Below are 16,362 nucleotides of genomic sequence, written 5' to 3' on the forward strand. Positions count from 1 at the left end.
ACCAAAAACGGTATCGAGATGACTCGATACCGTTTTTCATTACAACCGGCCCATTTTCACAAGCTGGTATTACTCCACATTTATCATAGGTTTTATCTTTATTTAAAGTCCACTCTGCCCGGCAGATACCATTTTTGTGTAGGTCAGACTGGAAATCGAAATACCGGTAGTCGACTTGATCGACAGTTTATTCATCGGCTTGTCCGGAAAAAATATGTCGGTCATCACGGTAAGGCCATTATCGGCAAACAACTCGACAGAGGCTACATCGACCAGCAAACTGAGCGACATCTTACCATCTGTCGACAAACGGGGAGCCGTATGCCGCTTACCAAACCCTTTCTCGAAATCGACCTTACCCGAACGACTGCGGTCCACGTAATACGCATTGGCCGCTTTGTCGTACCCGACAACAAGCTCATTCCCCTGTTCGTTGGCCAGCACGATCGAGAAATCAGCTGTCGGCTGGGTAGTCAGGTCAAGTCTGAATAGACTGGTCTCATTTTTTGTTTTGGCCGTCAGGTCATACTCCTCTTTTACGGTCAGATTCTTTAGCGAAACCGTCTCGCCTTTCAGGCCATCCAGTTCCTTAACGGGGGTTGAGGTCAGGAAAAGCTCGCGGTTTACTTCTTTCAGGCCCAATGTGCGGGGAACCGTGTTGGCGCTGCGCCAGGGATCGGTAGGTACGACGTTGGCGTATTGCCAGTTGCTCATCCAGCCCATCAGGATTGTCTGGTTACCCGTATTGGCGAAGGTCACACCGGCATAATTATCGGTCCCGTAATCCATCCATTTTGTGGCCCTGGAAGAAGGCGTAAAGGTTTTCCCGTTAAAATCACCCACAAAATACTGGGTAGCCGAACCACCGTTTGGGCCACCAGGATTGATACTCACCAGCAGTACCCAGGCTTTTTTACCATTGTAATCCAACGGAAACAAATCCGGGCACTCCCAAACGCCCCCGTGTGCGCCCAGGTCGCTGCCGAACTCACTTTCTTTTGTCCAATTTTTCAGGTTTGGCGAGGAGTAGAATGTAATCCGATCTTTGGTAGCCAAGGTCATGATCCACTTCTTAGCCTGTTCGTTCCACCGCACTTTCGGATCACGAAAATCAACGATACCGGGGTTTGGCAGTACTGGGTTTCCGGCATATTTGGTCCAGGTTTTGCCTTCATCGAGACTATAGGCCAGACTCTGGTACTGAAATTTATCTGATTTCTGCTTCTCCAGCTTATCATTATGGTGCGTAAAAATCGCTACCATAGGCGTTTTTCCATCCTTACCGAAACCACTGGTATTGTTGATATCAACGACCGCACTGCCCGAGAAAATCCAGCCCAGGCTATCCGGGTACAACGCGATGGGCTGTTCCTGCCAGCGAACCATGTCTTTGCTGGTGGCATGTCCCCAGTGCATTGGCCCCCAGGTGGTGCCATTTGGGTAATACTGAAAAAACAGATGATAGGTACCCTTCCAGTAGACCATCCCATTGGGGTCGTTCATCCAGTGGGCTTTGGGCGAAAAATGGTACTGAGGGCGGTACGTTTCGGGTTTGGTTACCTGCCCGAAAGAACAGTAGGTTAGTAAAGTCAGGAAGACAGCGTTCAGGAGTGTTTTGTACATCGGGAATAGATCAGATGAGTGAAGGTAAGAAAGATATAGAGGGGAGTCTACTCTGAAAAAAGCCGCCCCCCTCAATAAACTGCACTACCAACCTAGAATAGAGTCTCAATGAAGTGGCCTCTATAATTTACTTGCAAATTTTGCCCGGCCTCTATACTACTTAAACAGATAGCTTCTGACACGACGGGCCAGGGTGGGTACGCAACGGCAGATGGCTAGTCAAACCGTAGTCGAGATCAGGTACTGATTTTTAATGACTTCCTCCGTGAACGAAGGTGTGGCTCCCCGCTGACCGGCCACATACGCACCCGTAGCACAGGCAAATTCGAGTGTTTTCCGGGGCGTTTCTCCCTGCAGCGTTTTATAGAGAAAAGCCGCCAGAAAGGCATCTCCGCTACCGATCGTATCGGCTACTTCGACCGGAAACCCAACCTGGCTGTGCATACCGGCTCTGTCCAGCAGCACGGCTCCATGTTCGCCCAAGGTGACAATGAGCTTTTCGAGCTTATACTGGGCCCGGAGTTGATACATGGCCCGGTGCAGGTCGTTCTCGTCGCCGTACCAGCTGGAGAGTTCGACCAGTTCGTGTTCATTGAGTTTAACAATATCGGCTTTCTCCAGCAGCTCTTCCACAATGTCGCGGGTGTAATGAGGAGCCCGCAGGTTAACATCAAACGCCTTTCTAGGTGCCACCTCCAGCAACGCCAGCAGTGTCTGGTACGTTTGCGGGCTACGGGCGGCCAGGCTTCCGTATACGAACAAATCACTGTTTCGAACAGCCTCAACCAGGTTAGGCTCCAGCTGGATATAATCCCAGGCAACCGGCTGGACGATCTTGTAGGTTACCTCGTTGAGGTCCGAAATATTCGCTTTGGCTACACCCGTCAGGTGCGACTGGCCAACCTGTACCAAGTCGAGCGGGAGCCCTTTCTGCCGCAGAAAGTCCAGCAGTTCGCTACCCAGCTCATCGCTTCCAACGCGACTGATCAGTTGAGAATCAACTCCGAAGTTTCGCAGGTCGGCGGCCACGTTCATGGGCGCTCCGCCGGGCTGTTTACTGGTGGGTAACACATCCCAAAGAATTTCGCCGAAACAGGTTATTGTTGGATTCATGATGAGTAGGATTAATGAACAACGAATGTTTTTTCAATTTTTTCAAGACTGGTACCCTTTGTTTCGGGCATGAGCCGCACCACAAACAGGAGTTGGAGCACCATCATGATGGTAAAGAACAGAAAAGTGTTTCCACCGCCAAAATGTTCAGCCAGATAGGGGAACGAGAAGGTGATGATGGCAGCCATGAACCAGTGAGTAAAACTGCCCAGTGCCTGACCACCCGAACGGACTTCGTTGGGGAATATTTCAGAAATGAATACCCAGATGACCGCCCCCTGCGAGAAACCGAAGAACGCAATGTAGCCGAACAGCAGCAGCGGCACCGTCATACCACTGAACTCTTCGACGTAGAACGCCCGCGCTACCAAAGCCAGGGTAACAATCAGCCCTACCGACCCGATCTTCATCAGCGTTCGTCGGCCGAAACGGTCAATAAGGTTCATGGAGATCATCGTGAAAATCAGGTTCACCAAACCGATGCCTGCCGATGACAAGAGGGCCGAACTTTTACCCAGGCCCGTCATTTCAAAAATCCGGGGAGCATAGTAGATGATGGCATTGATACCCGACACCTGGTTGAACACGGCAAACAAAACGGCCAGCATAACGGGGGTCTTGTACTGACCGGAAAACAACCGGGCATTCTTATTCTGATGCTCTGCATTAGCCTGTAGCGCCAGCAGGGTTTCTTCGGCTGTTTCCGGGTCAATCATGTTCAACACATCGCGGGCTTCTTCTACCCGGCCTTTTGCCAGTAATAACCAGCGGGGGCTTTCCGGAATGTTGAGAACGGCAATCAGAAAGATCAGCGAAGGCAGTGCCTGTACGCCCAGCATCCAGCGCCACGAATCGTCGCCGAGTCCCTGTAAAAGAAAGTTGGAGAGGTAGGCAATCAGGATACCAAGCACCACATTGAACTGGAACATCCCCACCAGTTTACCGCGCGACTTGGCGGGCGAAATCTCTGTAATGTACATAGGTGCCGCCACCGACGATGCTCCTACGCCCAGGCCGCCCAGAAAACGAAAGACCAGAAAAACAGGCCAGTTAGTAGCCATCGCCGTACCAACGGACGTTAGTAAATACAGAACCGCAATCCAGAAAAGCGTTTTTTTACGGCCCAGTTGCTGCGTTGGAATACCTCCCAGCATAGAGCCCACTACGGTACCGATCAGCGCAATAGAAACCGTTAATCCGTGCTCCCACACGTTAAGGTGCCATAGCGTTTGCAGGGACTGCTCCACGCCGGAAATAACGGCCGTATCGAAGCCAAAAAGAAAACCACCCAGGGCGGCAGTAATCGACCAGAAAAAGATGCGTTGTTTTTGACTCATACCGACTGGAAAGCCCACGGTTTACGAATAGCTTCCTGTCAAATTTAGGCGAATGCTCCGCGAGTCACTTTCGGTAATTGATCAAATCCTTTCAAATTAACACCAGAAAATAAACAATTGATTACCAAAGCATTAACCAATAACAAACAAAGCTGTATTTGGGTTTTGATACTCTAAATTATGATTTTGATTCATATACTTATTCGTAAAAAAAGTAGTTACTTCGCCAACACAGCCCTCATCGCTGAAAATTAAAACCTAATGGTTAACTCGCTCGTTTTATCAGCCATGACGCCAGTCCGAATGACATATAATGCCGATGTAGTTATCGTTGGGGGCGGTCTGGCGGGATTAACAGCTGGAATTCATCTGGCACGGGCTGGTATGCAGGTTCTCCTGCTGGAGAAACATAGTTACCCGCAGCACAAAGTTTGCGGAGAATACATCTCGAACGAAGTACTCCCCTACTTGCATTACCTGGGCGTTTCCATCGACGAGCTGGCCCCCGCCCGAATTAGCCGCTTCCTGCTCAGCACGGCTGCCGGTAAAACGGTGGAAAGCAAACTGCCCCTGGGCGGCTTTGGCGTGAGCCGGTACACACTCGACCATTTTTTGGCCCGTAAAGCTAAATCAGTGGGCGTAGCCCTTCGGCAAGCCGATGTCACGGATATTCAATTTGCGAACGATGTCTTTACGGTAACCACGGCTACGGACCAAACGTACACGGCTAAAATAGTTCTGGGCGCGTATGGCAAGCGATCTCAGCTAGACAAGCGGCTCAACAGACCGTTTGCCAGCCGGGAGTCGGGCTGGCTGGGCGTAAAGGCGCACTATCAGGCCGATTTCCCGAATGACTTGGTGGCCCTGCATAATTTCGATGGCGGCTACTGCGGACTATCTCAGGTCGAAAATGGAATCGTCAACGCCTGCTACCTCACCAATTACCGCAGTTTCAAGGCATTCAGAAACATTGAGAGTTTTCAGCAGCAGGTGCTGGCAAAAAACCCGTTTCTGAACGATTTTTTCGCCCGTGCTACCCCCGTTTTTGCGAAGCCGTTAACGATCAGCCAAATTTCATTCGACCGAAAAAGCCCCGTCGAAAACCACATATTAATGTGTGGCGACACCGCCGGACTCATTCACCCGCTCTGCGGAAACGGCATGGCTATGGCCATTCACAGCGCCAAACTGGTGTCCGAGTTGGTCATCGCGTATTTTAGTGGTAAACTAGCAAATCGAACGGCGCTGGAAAAGCACTATACCCATCAGTGGTCGTCCGAATTTAAAACCCGACTGCTTACCGGTCGTATTGCCCAAACGGTATTAGCGTATCCGGGCATCACCGGTGTATTGTTGAAAAGCGTACAACGGACGCCCGGCATTTTACCCATTATCATTAAGCAAACCCACGGCAAACCCTTACTGGTCTAATTCGTTTACATTCGGTACTACAACCCAACCCCTAAAGCGAACCGCATGTTTTTAAGTACTACGCAGCGTACCACCAAAGAAGAATATCTGGATGATTTCTCGTTAGAGGGCGACGAACTGCGTGATGCCCTGGATAAAATTGCCATTATCAATCAATGGCTGGGCGGCAACCGGGTCACGATCGACGGCATCAGGAAACTCCTTAAAAGTCAGCCTAAAGACCGTGTTTTCTCGATAGTCGATATTGGGTGCGGCAATGGCGATATGTGCCGGGCTGTCGTTGACTTTGCTAAACAGGAAGGGCTCAACGTTATCGTTACGGGCATTGATGCCAACGCCTACACCGTTAACCACGCCAAAGCCAGTTCAACGGCTTACCCGACAATCCAGTATACCACGCAAAATATATTCGATGGGAGTTTTGCGTCAGTGGAGTATGATCTTGCGTTATGTACGCTGACGCTGCATCATTTTAGCGATCAGGAAATTATGTATTTAATGGGTTTATTAGCGCAAAAAGCGAAACTTGGGGTTGTTATCAACGACTTACAGCGATCGGCACTGGCTTATCGGCTGTTCCAGCTCGTTTGTTTTGTTTTCCGGCTCAACAAACTGTCACGCGAGGATGGCCTTACTTCCATACTCCGTGGATTTAAAAAGCAGGAGTTAGTGGCTTTCTCGAAACAATTACGGTTAAAAAGCTATCATATCAACTGGCGATGGGCTTTTCGCTACCAATGGATTATTGAAACCCTATGAGTGTAAAAATTGCGGCAGTTGCAAAATCCTTACCAGCCAATTGGCGGGATACGAATGACATTTTACCGTTTCTGGATACCTGGCTAGACGGCCAGGAAAGCCGCTTTCAACGAAAAGTAAAAAAGATCTTTGAAAATGCCGCCGTCGACCGGCGTTACTCCGTCATGAGCCCAACGGAGGTATTTTCAATGACATCGTTCGAAGATAAGAACGCCATTTACAGCCGGGAATGCATTAAGCTGGGTGAAGATGTGCTGACAAAAGCCCTGGCTAAAGTCAACTGGCAAACCACTGATATCGACTACCTGATTACAGTGAGCTGCACGGGTATCATGATTCCGTCGCTGGACGCCTACCTGATCAACAGTATGCAGATGAAGCAGGATGTGGTGCGGTTACCAGTCACGGAAATGGGCTGTGTAGCGGGAGTGTCAGGTATTATTTACGCCAAAAACTTCCTAAAAGCAAACCCCGGCAAACGCGCGGCTCTGCTGGCTGTAGAATCACCAACGGCCACATTCCAGCTGAACGATTTCTCGATGGCCAACATCGTTAGTGCAGCTATTTTCGGCGATGGGGCAGCCTGCGTATTGCTTTCATCGCACGAGGACGACAAAGGCCCGGAAGTGGTATCGGAAGAGATGTACCATTTTTACGACGCCACCCATATGATGGGCTTCAACCTTACAAACAGCGGCCTGCAAATGGTGCTGGACAAAGCCGTTACGGACAACATTGCCGAACATTTCCCAGCCATCATCCACCCCTTCCTGAAAAAAAACGGGTTGGTCATCGACGATATTTCGCACCTGATTTTCCACCCCGGAGGGCGCAAAATTGTGGAGGTCGTACAGGAACTGTTCGGGAAGCTGGGCAAAAATATCGACGATACAAAAGAAGTCCTTCGGCTATATGGCAACATGTCGAGCGCCACGGTACTGTATGTACTGGAACGATTCATGGACAAGCCCCTCAACGAAGGTGACTATGGCCTTATGTTAAGTTTCGGTCCCGGCTTTACAGCCCAACGCGTTTTGTTACAGTGGTAAACGAGTTCAAAGGCAGCAATTATTGGGCGGTTATTCTGGGCGGGAGTTCAGGATTGGGGTTAGCCACGGCTAAAATGCTGGCGAAACACGGCCTGAATCTGTGCATTCTCCACCGCACCCGAAAAGTTGATCTTCCCAATGTTGACCGGGAGTTTGCTCAACTGGAAGCCGAAGGCGTTTTACTTAAGCAATATAATGTCGACGCAACTAATCCGGAAAAACGGGCGGAAGTTATTTTGAACTTAACCGAAGCTCTGGGCGCTATGGGCAAAGTCCGGACGCTTGTACATAGCCTTGCCAAAGGCAATTTGAAACCGATGATTACCAACAGCCAGCGCCCACTTCAGCACGATGATTTTCAACTAACCATCGACGCCATGGCCATTAGTTTGTACGACTGGACAAAAGCGTTGCTTGACGCGGGCCTGTTTGCCGCCGATGCTCGCGTCCTTAGCTTTACCAGCGAGGGAAGCCAGAAAGCCTGGCGAAACTATGCCGCTGTTTCGGCCGCCAAAGCTGCGCTGGAAGCTATTTCCCGAAGTATTGCGCTGGAAATGGCCCCCTTTGGCATACGGGCCAACTGCATCATGGCGGGCGTTACGGATACGGCCTCGTTGCGCCTGATTCCGGGTGCCGATTCCCTTCGATTGCATAGTCTGGAACGGAATCCATTCTCACGGCTGACCATGCCCGAAGATGTGGCCAATGTGGTTTATTTACTGTGCAAAGATGAAGCGGCCTGGATCAACGGGGCCGTCATTCCGGTCAATGGTGGCGAACATCTTCAATAATCGGACAAGCTTGCAGACATTTACATCCATACTCGAAAAGCTCCCCTACAGCCACCCATTTCTGTTTGTCGACACGCTGAACCATGTCGATGAGAATGGGGTCGAAGGCCGCTACACGTTTCCGGTAGATTCGTTTTTCTATACCGGCCATTTCAAACAGACGCCCGTAACGCCGGGGGTTATTCTGACGGAAGTGATGGCCCAGATTGGGGTTGTCTGCCTGGGTATTTTTCTGCTGACCGATGCCCTGACCGACGATCTGGCCATTGCCATGACCCGCACGCAAATCGACTTCTATAAGCCGGTTTTCCCCGGAGAAACGGTAACCGTGCGTTCAACGAAAGAGTATTTTCGATTTCATAAGTTATCCTGTAACGTTGAAATGCTGAACAGCCGGCACGAACTGGTTTGCCGGGGCAGTATTTCGGGCATGATGAAACCCACTACCTATGCGTAACAGAGTTGTCATTACGGGTCTGGGTGTTACAGCACCCAATGCGGTAGGCATCCCGTCGTTCCTGGAAGCTATTCAGGCCGGTCGAAGCGGTATTGTGTTTCAGCCAGATCTGGCCGAATTGAAATTCTCGTGTCAGATTGGCGGCATCCCGCCCGTTACGGACTCAATCAAAAACCAGTATTTCAGCGAGTTGCAACTCCGTCAACTCAACAGTAGCGGTATCGTCTATGGCGTAATCGCTGGCATGGAAGCCTGGCAAAACGCTGGATTACCCGTTGCCACCGATGAGCCGGACTGGGACAGTGGTATCGTTTTTGGAACGGGCATGCTGGGCGTTGATAAGTTCAGGGAATCTATTTATAAAGTCGATGAGGGTCAGGTCAGGCGGTTAGGCAGTACGGTTGTTATCCAGACGATGACCAGTGGTGTAAGTGCCTTTCTCGGTGGTATAATTGGCTGTGGTAATCAGCTTTCGGCCAACTCATCGGCTTGTGCCACGGGTACGGAAGCCCTGTTGCTGGGATATGAACGTATTGCCAACGGACAGGCGAAACGGGTGCTGGCGGGTAGTTGCAGTGACCACGGCCCCTACATCTGGGGTGGTTTCGATGCTATGCGCGTGATGCCTTATCAGTTCAACAACGACCCCGAACGGGCGTCGAGGCCTTTGAGCGCCACAGCAAGCGGATTTGTACCGGGCAGCGGGGCCGGTGCGTTGGTGCTGGAGTCGCTGGAGTCGGCGCTGGAGCGGAAGGCCACCATTTACGCCGAGATGCTGGGCGGGCATCAAAATTCGGGCGGGCAGCGGGGCGGTGGGTCCATGACGGCTCCCAACGCTCATGCCGTGAAACGCTGTATTCAGCAAGCCATTAAACTTGCAGGTATTCAGCCCGACGACATTGACATTATTGATGGGCATTTGACGGCCACCATAAAAGATTCCGCCGAAGTGACCGCCTGGTGCGAGGCCCTTGGTCGGCGGGGCGCAGATTTTCCATACATCAACTCACTGAAGTCGATGGTGGGGCATTGCTTGAGTGCCGCCGGGAGTATCGAGTGTGTGGCGTCCGTGCTGGAGTTACACAACGGATTCGTTTACCCATCCATCAACTGCGAAGACCTTCATCCAGAAATTTCGGCCCTGATCGCGCCAGAACGAATCCCACAGCGGGTAATTAAACAAAATAGTACCGTACTTGCGAAGGCCAACTTCGGGTTCGGCGATGTGAATGCTTGTGTTATTTTAAAGACGTTTTATCAGTAAACAGCCGTATGCAAACTAAAGACGAGTTAATTACCACGCTAAAAAAAATTGTAAAACCATACGTTCAGGACGAACAGGCATTCGAGCACGTTACCGAAAGCACCGATTTCATCAACGATCTTAAAATCAACTCAGCCAATCTGGTCGATATTGCGCTGGATGTTGAGGAAGAATTCGACATCGTGATTGATAACGAAGCCATGGAGCGGATGCTAACGGTAGGTTCATCCATGGATGTTATCACTCGGAAGCTGGCCGAAAAAGCATGATTGGGAACGATATTGTCGATTTAGCCCAGGCAAAACGCGACAGCAACTGGCGCCGAAGGGGCTATCTCGACAAAATCTTTACTCCCCACGAGCAACAGCTGATAGAGGCAGCCATCGACCCCGACCAGATGGTCTGGCTGCTATGGAGCATGAAAGAAAGCGCCTATAAACGAGCTGTTCGGCGCACATACAACCGCGCTTTTGCTCCTTCGAAAATTGTTTGTCATCTTACAACATCGACGGTTGGAGCTGCGGAAGGCTTCGTGTTTTACCACGGAACTCATCAAACAAAGTCAGTTAGTACGCCCCGGCATATCAGCACCGTAGCGTTTTCGGCCAATGCGATGCCTAGCTACACGCAGGTCATCGTTCCCTTTGAGACGACCGATTTTCACACGTATCAGATTCGGAAGCAGATCAGGCAGCACTGCGCCCGGTTGTTCGATACCCCGGAACGGGAGATTCTTATTTCGAAAGACAGTATCGGAGCCCCCCTATTAACGGTTGGCAATTCTGTTCCGGCATCACTCTCAATAAGCCATCATGGATTGTATGGGGCGTTTGCTATTGAGTCAGCCGCTGGTTTACCGAATGCCGTCCTATAAAAATTCATCCCCTGCTTGTGGTGTTTTGGAATGACCCACGTAATTAGTAAAACTGGTATCTATAAAAAACGGATAGCATAAGGACAACGTATCGGAAAATAGTACAACTACCCGTAGTAGAGCAAGTTTGTACTTTTTCTGGACACGTTGCATAACTAGGAATTATGTAAAGAAATTATTTTAGGATAATGCCTGTGTCGGAATTGTAAAAAGCTAAATAGCAATTAGATCATGTGTGGGTTAGAGATACGAAAATACACCAAATATAAAACCCAAGGCAAACCGATAAATAGTGATATATATGAAAGCAACTTGCTCCATTTTATACTAACAAACAGGTGAACAAGTAAACTATATAAAATTAGTAGTGGACCAGACAAAAATAGTGCAAACACTAGCAGAGTGATATTTAATACTTCATTCGAAAACCTGAGAAATGGTATATGAGGATAAATATTTATCCAAACTATTGGAAAAGATAACAACAGCAATATAAATACTAAAATATAGAAGAGTCTTACCATTTCCATTTGTTGTATAAGTGCCGATATGAAAACCTAGCACTCTATTGGTGCATTATTTTACCCCTAAACTTCCCTCTTGTGAAGTGAGCAGTTTGACCGTTTGTGCCACTTAATGTTAGCTCAAATCTACCCCTTATTTGTCCCGTGGCTCGATCCAATTTAGTTATTTTTATATGCCCCTTATCCTTATCTGAAAATTGGTAGGTCATTTGTGAGCTTCCCGTTTCGGGATTCATCAATTGTAAGGAAGCCCTGCCTACGGTGAACGATTGAGATGACTTCGCAACCTTAGTCGGTAAGCAAGTATCAGGTAGAGCCAAGTCGTATGTACCTCTTGTCAAGGGTATTTGATAGATACCTAACCATTGAGTAGGCGTGCATTTATCAATGCAGCCTGTTACTTTTTGAATGGATTTCCGAGCTGCTTGATCAAAAGGAAGATCGGTTCGAATTGTTAGGCTAAATCGATCAATTGAGCAGGTTTGATTTTCTGGCGTGTGAATTTCGGTAATATCTCCTGTGCCAAACCAAGGTGAGTTGTTTAGTGAAGCGGTTAATGTAAACGGCTTTGCACAACCCATGCAAACCAAAAATAAGCTAGGTATCCATTTGGTCAAAGTCATATAGTTTACATTTAGCACCATTGTATAATTAAATGTTATGTTAACCTATCGGTAATCTCACATAAAAATTCGTTATTATAACTCCATTGCGTCTTTTCTACCAGCCATTTATTACTGGCATAATAACTTACTTACTCACCCAATCTAAAACTCCATTATTGCCAGGCTAATCCTCATGCACTTGCCGGTGATTTTCGGTATTCCGAAGGGGTTTTTTGCGTGTGCTGCTTAAAAAAGGTGGTAAAATATGCCGGTGAGCTAAAGCCGGTTTCGTAGGCAATTTCGGCCATTGTTTTGGTACTTTCAGTCAGGAGACGCCGAGCTTTTTTCAGACGTATCTCGGCCACGTAATCAATTACATTCATATCCAGCAGCGCCTGCACCTTTCGGTAAAGCTGCACCCGTGACAAGCCCATATCGCGGCTCAGCTTTTCGACGCCAAAGTCAGGATCAGTTAGGTTTTGCTCGATTAGCCCGGTTAACTCGTTCAGGAATTTCTTATCCTGCCGATTACCCGCCCCTGCCTGCGACAGGAAGTCGGACGCGTACCGGCGTTGCCACTTCTCCCGATTGGCGAGCGTGGTACGCAGCACTTCGAGTAGGTACGTAGTGTTGAACGGCTTGGTGATGTAAGCGTCGGCTCCGGCGCGGGTGCCTTCAATGCGTTGCTCCATCTGCCCTTTGGCCGTTAGCAGTACCACCGGAATGTGTGACGTACGCAGATCGGCTTTTACGCGCTGGGTCAGCTGCATTCCATCCATGCCCGGCAACATGATATCGCTGATGATCAGATCGGGAATCACGTCAATGGCGCGTTCCCAGCCTTTTTCGCCGGTACTCTCGGCAATAATCTCGAACTCATGACCCAATCGAGTAGTCAGAAACGTCCGTATGTCGTCATTGTCCTCAACGACCAGCAGGGTACCCGACCGTTTTTGTGTGAAATCCGTAGGGATCGTACTCTCTTCCTCTTCCACATCAACCAGCAGGCGCGGAGAAACGAACGCTCCCTCCCTGAGTGTATTTCGAGACCCCGACTGATCCATTTCCTCTTCGGCCAGATGGTCCCTGCCCAGGGGCAGCAGAATGGTAAACGTTGTGCCTTTATCCTTTTCGGACTTCACACTGACTTCACCCTGATGCAATTGGATAAATTCCATCGACAACGCCAGCCCCAATCCTTTCGAGAGATTGAACGGTCGGGTACCGCTGAAGAACAAGTCGAAGGCGTGCGCCTGTTCATCGGGCGTCATACCCTCGCCATTATCTTCTACCTGAATCCATACCTGATTATCGCGCACGTCGAGCCGAATATGAATCAGGCCCCCTTTCGGTGTGTATTTGAATGCGTTGGAGAGCAGGTTCACAATCACTTTATCCAGCTTCTCGTTGTCGAACCAGACCAGCAAACTGGATTTCGACGGCATAAATTGAAGGTCGATCCGCTGTTTTTCCGCCTTGCGTTTGAAATCCTGAACAATGTCCTGAATAAAGGCAACCAAGTCCTGTTCAACCGTGCGAAGGCGTTGTTTACCGGCATCTGTTTTGCGCAGGTCAAGCATCTGATCGATCAGCCGCAGCAGCCGATAGGCGTTTTTCTGGATGAGTGCCAGGTTACTTTTCAGGTCATGGGAACTGACGGTCTTCTTGGTCAGCAGATCCTCCGTCGGCGTCAGAATCAAGCTTAAGGGGGTATTGAATTCATGAGATATGTAGGAATAAAACCGAAGTTTTTCTTCCGTTGCCAGCCGTGCCTGCTGCGACACAGCTTCTATTTTATCTTTCTGTTCCCGTATTTCTTCATTTTGTCTTTCAAGCGTCCGGTAAGCTGTTTGCTTCGACCGGAAAAGATACAAAGCCCAGGCTCCCAGCAGCATCACGACGAACAGACTGGCCAGCGTGATGTATAAAGTATTTTTCTGGGACGCGTAGGTTTGCGTTAATGCGTCGATGCGCTGGCTTTGCTTTTCGATATCGGCCTGTTGCGCTAGTAGTTTGTCACTCTGTGTCTTCAATGCCCGAATATTCGACCCATCTATCTGAATGGAATTGAGTATCTGCTCCCGTTTCACCGATTTCCCGGCCAGAATCCGCGTAGCTGTCTCAATGGCTTCCTCTCCACCCGTCGGGTACAAAAAGCTGGCTTTCAGAATACCATCCGTAACCGCCTGCATGCCCGCGTTAGGACCCGGCAAGGCGTCGATTCCAACAAAATCGAGTTTTTTTTCAATACCCTTCTGCTTACAGACGGCATACGCGCCAAGGGCCATCACATCGTTATGGGCAAATACCAGATCGACATCCTTCAGGGTGTTCAATTCCGCAGCCACTACCCGGCCTACAGTGTCGCGCTCCCACTGTCCATTCAGTTCTTTAAGCACCTGAATACCGGGGTACTTCCTTAACTCCTCCAGAAGTCCCCGGTGCCGTTCCTGAGCGGGCGATGAGCTGGGCAACCCCCAAATTTCGACAATCCGTCCTTTCCCCTTCAGATGATTGCCAATGAAAACGCCCGCTAACCGGCCAATTTCGACGTTATCGCCACCGATATAAGCGTTGTAGAACTCCGTTTCGATTTTACGGTCGAGCAGAATGACAGGAATACCCTTCCGGAAAACAGCTTCGATAACTTTGGTAAACGGAGCCGTTTCGTTGGGAGAAATAATCAGCAGGTCAATTCCCTGATCGACCAGCGTTTGAATCTGACTAATTTGGCGGGCCGTGCTGTTTTCGGCATCTTCGTAGAGGAGGGTATAATTGGGATGAAACGTCAACTCCCGTTTCATATCGTGCAGCATCGTTTTTCGCCATTCGTCGCCCCCTGTGCATTGCGAGAAGCCAATCCGGTATGTTTTGCTCTTTATTGCCGACTGACAGCCAGCCAGCAGCAGCAGCAGCACCGAAAGCAGAAAGCCGCAGGTTCCGTTACTCAACCGCGATTTGATTGATCGCAACATATGGACAGCTACAAAGCCACGAAGGATGTAACTCATGAAAGAGAGACAGATTTTGGCACTGCTCAAAGATAATGTATAAAGAATTGGCGGCAAAGGCTTACCGCAAACAGCCATTGGCGGGCCACGATCACCCAGAATAAGCCATTGGTTATTTGACTAACCAATAATCATCCACCAATTACCGTCTCGTTAGTGCCGTTCTGCGGGAGTCGAGCTTTAGAAAAATAAATAACAGAATAGAAAACGACCAGAGCGAAGAGCCTCCGTAACTGAAAAATGGAAGGGGAATGCCGATCACGGGCATCAAGCCAATCGTCATGCCGATATTTACCATGACGTGAAAGAATATGATCCCGGCGACACAATAGCCATACACCCTGGCAAATTTTGTTCGCTGTTTTTCGGCCAGAATAACGATCCGTGATACCAACCCGATGAATAAGGCAATAACGACCAGACCGCCAATAAAGCCGTGCTCTTCGCCGATCGTGCAAAAGATAAAATCGGTGCTTTGTTCGGGCACGAAGTCAAACTTAGTTTGTGTGCCTTCCAGGAAACCCTTGCCCTGAAGTCGGCCGGAACCGATAGCAATTTTAGCCTGCGTTACGTTCCAGCCTACGCCAAGCGGATCGATTTTGGGGTCGACAAGTACTTTTATCCGATTGCGCTGGTGTTTTTGCAGAACGTTATTGACGAAGAAATCGACCCCGGTCACATAGCCAATCATCACAATCCCTACCAGACCAATTGCCAGTAAATTGGCCACTGTGCGGTTGTAACGAGGCATTAGCAGAATAACCAGCCCCAGCAGGGCACCGATACCAATAAAAATATACAGCTTGGGAAAAATTAGTGCCAGCACAAACAGCGCAGCCGCCGTTATACCCACTGCCGGAATCCAGCTTGGCAGCCCCTCCCGATACAGCATAATTGTAAACGACGCAAAAACAAGGGTAGACCCGGTTTCGTTGGAAGCTAGAATTAACAGACAGGGAAGGACAATAATGCCTCCGATGTACATCAGGTCCTTTTGCTTGGTCAGGTTAGTTCCGGGCACATCCAGGTATTTGGCCAGCGCTAGTGCTGTGGCGACCTTTGCGAATTCGGCCGGCTGAATGGAGACCGAGCCAAACTTAAACCACGATCTCGACCCGTTGATGTTCGTTCCGGCAAATAAAACCAGAATTAACACCAGAATCATGAAGCCATAAAAGACAAAGGCAAAGGTGTCGAAAAACGTGTGATTGACAACCAGAATACAAATAATCAGAATTACTGTGGTGCCAATCCACATCATCTGCTTCCCGGCATTGGTCGACATATCGAACAGGCTGGTATGATCTTCGGGACTATAAACGGCGGCATAGACATTGAGCCAGCCCATTGCTACGCAGCCGAAATAGAGCAGGAGCGTGAGCCAGTCAATGTTTTGTGAAAATGGGTCGTTGTTACGGGCCAAAGCAATGTTAAGCTATAAGATGTAATATGTATAATGTATGATACAGGATGCAGAATAATACCGAACCGGCATACACCATCCATCCTATAGCATACATTTTC

At 49.3% G+C, this 16,362-nt stretch carries 14 protein-coding genes; 8 read left to right on the forward strand and 6 right to left on the reverse strand.

The window, feature by feature from the left end; all coding sequences use genetic code 11:
* Positions 1-102 precede the first annotated feature (102 nt).
* From NT073_RS20720 to NT073_RS20730, 3 genes are all read right to left on the reverse strand, one after another.
* Positions 103-1,623: a glycoside hydrolase family 32 protein gene (locus tag NT073_RS20720; protein WP_297377255.1), complete on the reverse strand. Its 1,521-nt coding sequence runs from the start codon at positions 1,621-1,623 to the stop codon at positions 103-105.
* Between the two features lie 219 nt (positions 1,624-1,842).
* The gene (locus tag NT073_RS20725) at positions 1,843-2,736 is read right to left on the reverse strand and encodes a carbohydrate kinase (protein WP_297377257.1); all 894 of its coding nucleotides are present in this window, start codon (positions 2,734-2,736) and stop codon (positions 1,843-1,845) included.
* Positions 2,737-2,747: 11 nt separating this feature from the next.
* A complete protein-coding gene (locus NT073_RS20730) occupies positions 2,748-4,073 on the reverse strand; it encodes a sugar porter family MFS transporter (RefSeq protein ID WP_297377259.1) in 1,326 nt (441 codons plus the stop codon).
* Positions 4,074-4,361: 288 nt separating this feature from the next.
* On the opposite strand from NT073_RS20730, the gene NT073_RS20735 reads away from it, so the two are divergent.
* The 8 genes from NT073_RS20735 to NT073_RS20770 are packed head-to-tail and all read left to right on the forward strand — an operon-like array spanning position 4,362 to position 10,698.
* A complete protein-coding gene (locus NT073_RS20735; protein ID WP_297377261.1) occupies positions 4,362-5,504 on the forward strand; it encodes an NAD(P)/FAD-dependent oxidoreductase in 1,143 nt (380 codons plus the stop codon).
* Between the two features lie 45 nt (positions 5,505-5,549).
* On the forward strand, positions 5,550-6,263 hold the full coding sequence (locus NT073_RS20740; protein ID WP_297377262.1) for a methyltransferase domain-containing protein: 714 nt from the start codon (positions 5,550-5,552) through the stop codon (positions 6,261-6,263).
* On the forward strand, positions 6,260-7,312 hold the full coding sequence (locus tag NT073_RS20745) for a type III polyketide synthase (protein WP_297377264.1): 1,053 nt from the start codon (positions 6,260-6,262) through the stop codon (positions 7,310-7,312). The genes NT073_RS20740 and NT073_RS20745 overlap by 4 nt, the downstream gene beginning before the upstream one ends.
* Positions 7,306-8,103 (forward strand): SDR family oxidoreductase, encoded by a 798-nt coding sequence (locus NT073_RS20750; protein ID WP_297377266.1) that lies wholly within the window; start codon positions 7,306-7,308, stop codon positions 8,101-8,103. The genes NT073_RS20745 and NT073_RS20750 overlap by 7 nt, the downstream gene beginning before the upstream one ends.
* 10 nt (positions 8,104-8,113) lie before the next feature.
* Positions 8,114-8,560 (forward strand): hydroxymyristoyl-ACP dehydratase, encoded by a 447-nt coding sequence (locus NT073_RS20755; protein ID WP_297377268.1) that lies wholly within the window; start codon positions 8,114-8,116, stop codon positions 8,558-8,560.
* Positions 8,553-9,824, forward strand: coding sequence for a beta-ketoacyl-[acyl-carrier-protein] synthase family protein (locus NT073_RS20760; protein ID WP_297377269.1), 1,272 nt, complete (start codon positions 8,553-8,555; stop codon positions 9,822-9,824). The genes NT073_RS20755 and NT073_RS20760 overlap by 8 nt, the downstream gene beginning before the upstream one ends.
* A gap of 8 nt (positions 9,825-9,832) precedes the next feature.
* Complete coding sequence (locus NT073_RS20765) at positions 9,833-10,093, forward strand: acyl carrier protein (RefSeq protein ID WP_297377271.1); 261 nt, start codon at positions 9,833-9,835, stop codon at positions 10,091-10,093.
* Positions 10,090-10,698, forward strand: a complete 609-nt coding sequence (locus NT073_RS20770) for a 4'-phosphopantetheinyl transferase superfamily protein (RefSeq protein WP_297377273.1) — start codon at positions 10,090-10,092, stop codon at positions 10,696-10,698. Before NT073_RS20765 ends, NT073_RS20770 begins: the two co-directional genes overlap by 4 nt.
* 565 nt (positions 10,699-11,263) lie before the next feature.
* Here the strand turns inward: NT073_RS20770 and NT073_RS20775 are convergent.
* From NT073_RS20775 to rodA, 3 genes are all read right to left on the reverse strand, one after another.
* Positions 11,264-11,845 (reverse strand): hypothetical protein, encoded by a 582-nt coding sequence (locus NT073_RS20775; protein WP_297377276.1) that lies wholly within the window; start codon positions 11,843-11,845, stop codon positions 11,264-11,266.
* A gap of 173 nt (positions 11,846-12,018) precedes the next feature.
* Positions 12,019-14,838, reverse strand: coding sequence for a substrate-binding domain-containing protein (locus NT073_RS20780; RefSeq protein ID WP_297377278.1), 2,820 nt, complete (start codon positions 14,836-14,838; stop codon positions 12,019-12,021).
* A 142-nt stretch (positions 14,839-14,980) separates the two neighbouring features.
* Positions 14,981-16,261 (reverse strand): rod shape-determining protein RodA, encoded by a 1,281-nt coding sequence (rodA, locus tag NT073_RS20785; protein ID WP_297377280.1) that lies wholly within the window; start codon positions 16,259-16,261, stop codon positions 14,981-14,983.
* Positions 16,262-16,362 lie beyond the last annotated feature (101 nt).

The organism is Spirosoma sp. (assembly GCF_026391055.1).
GTDB lineage: Bacteria > Bacteroidota > Bacteroidia > Cytophagales > Spirosomataceae > Spirosoma.

Coding starts and splice junctions, on each gene's coding strand:
- NT073_RS20780 (WP_297377278.1), bottom strand. CDS start 14,838: ATGAGTTACATCCTTCGTGGCTTTGTAGCTGTCCATATGTTGCGATCA.
- NT073_RS20770 (WP_297377273.1), top strand. CDS start 10,090: ATGATTGGGAACGATATTGTCGATTTAGCCCAGGCAAAACGCGACAGC.
- NT073_RS20730 (WP_297377259.1), bottom strand. CDS start 4,073: ATGAGTCAAAAACAACGCATCTTTTTCTGGTCGATTACTGCCGCCCTG.
- NT073_RS20760 (WP_297377269.1), top strand. CDS start 8,553: ATGCGTAACAGAGTTGTCATTACGGGTCTGGGTGTTACAGCACCCAAT.
- NT073_RS20745 (WP_297377264.1), top strand. CDS start 6,260: ATGAGTGTAAAAATTGCGGCAGTTGCAAAATCCTTACCAGCCAATTGG.
- NT073_RS20725 (WP_297377257.1), bottom strand. CDS start 2,736: ATGAATCCAACAATAACCTGTTTCGGCGAAATTCTTTGGGATGTGTTA.
- NT073_RS20775 (WP_297377276.1), bottom strand. CDS start 11,845: ATGACTTTGACCAAATGGATACCTAGCTTATTTTTGGTTTGCATGGGT.
- NT073_RS20740 (WP_297377262.1), top strand. CDS start 5,550: ATGTTTTTAAGTACTACGCAGCGTACCACCAAAGAAGAATATCTGGAT.
- NT073_RS20735 (WP_297377261.1), top strand. CDS start 4,362: ATGACGCCAGTCCGAATGACATATAATGCCGATGTAGTTATCGTTGGG.
- NT073_RS20720 (WP_297377255.1), bottom strand. CDS start 1,623: ATGTACAAAACACTCCTGAACGCTGTCTTCCTGACTTTACTAACCTAC.
- NT073_RS20765 (WP_297377271.1), top strand. CDS start 9,833: ATGCAAACTAAAGACGAGTTAATTACCACGCTAAAAAAAATTGTAAAA.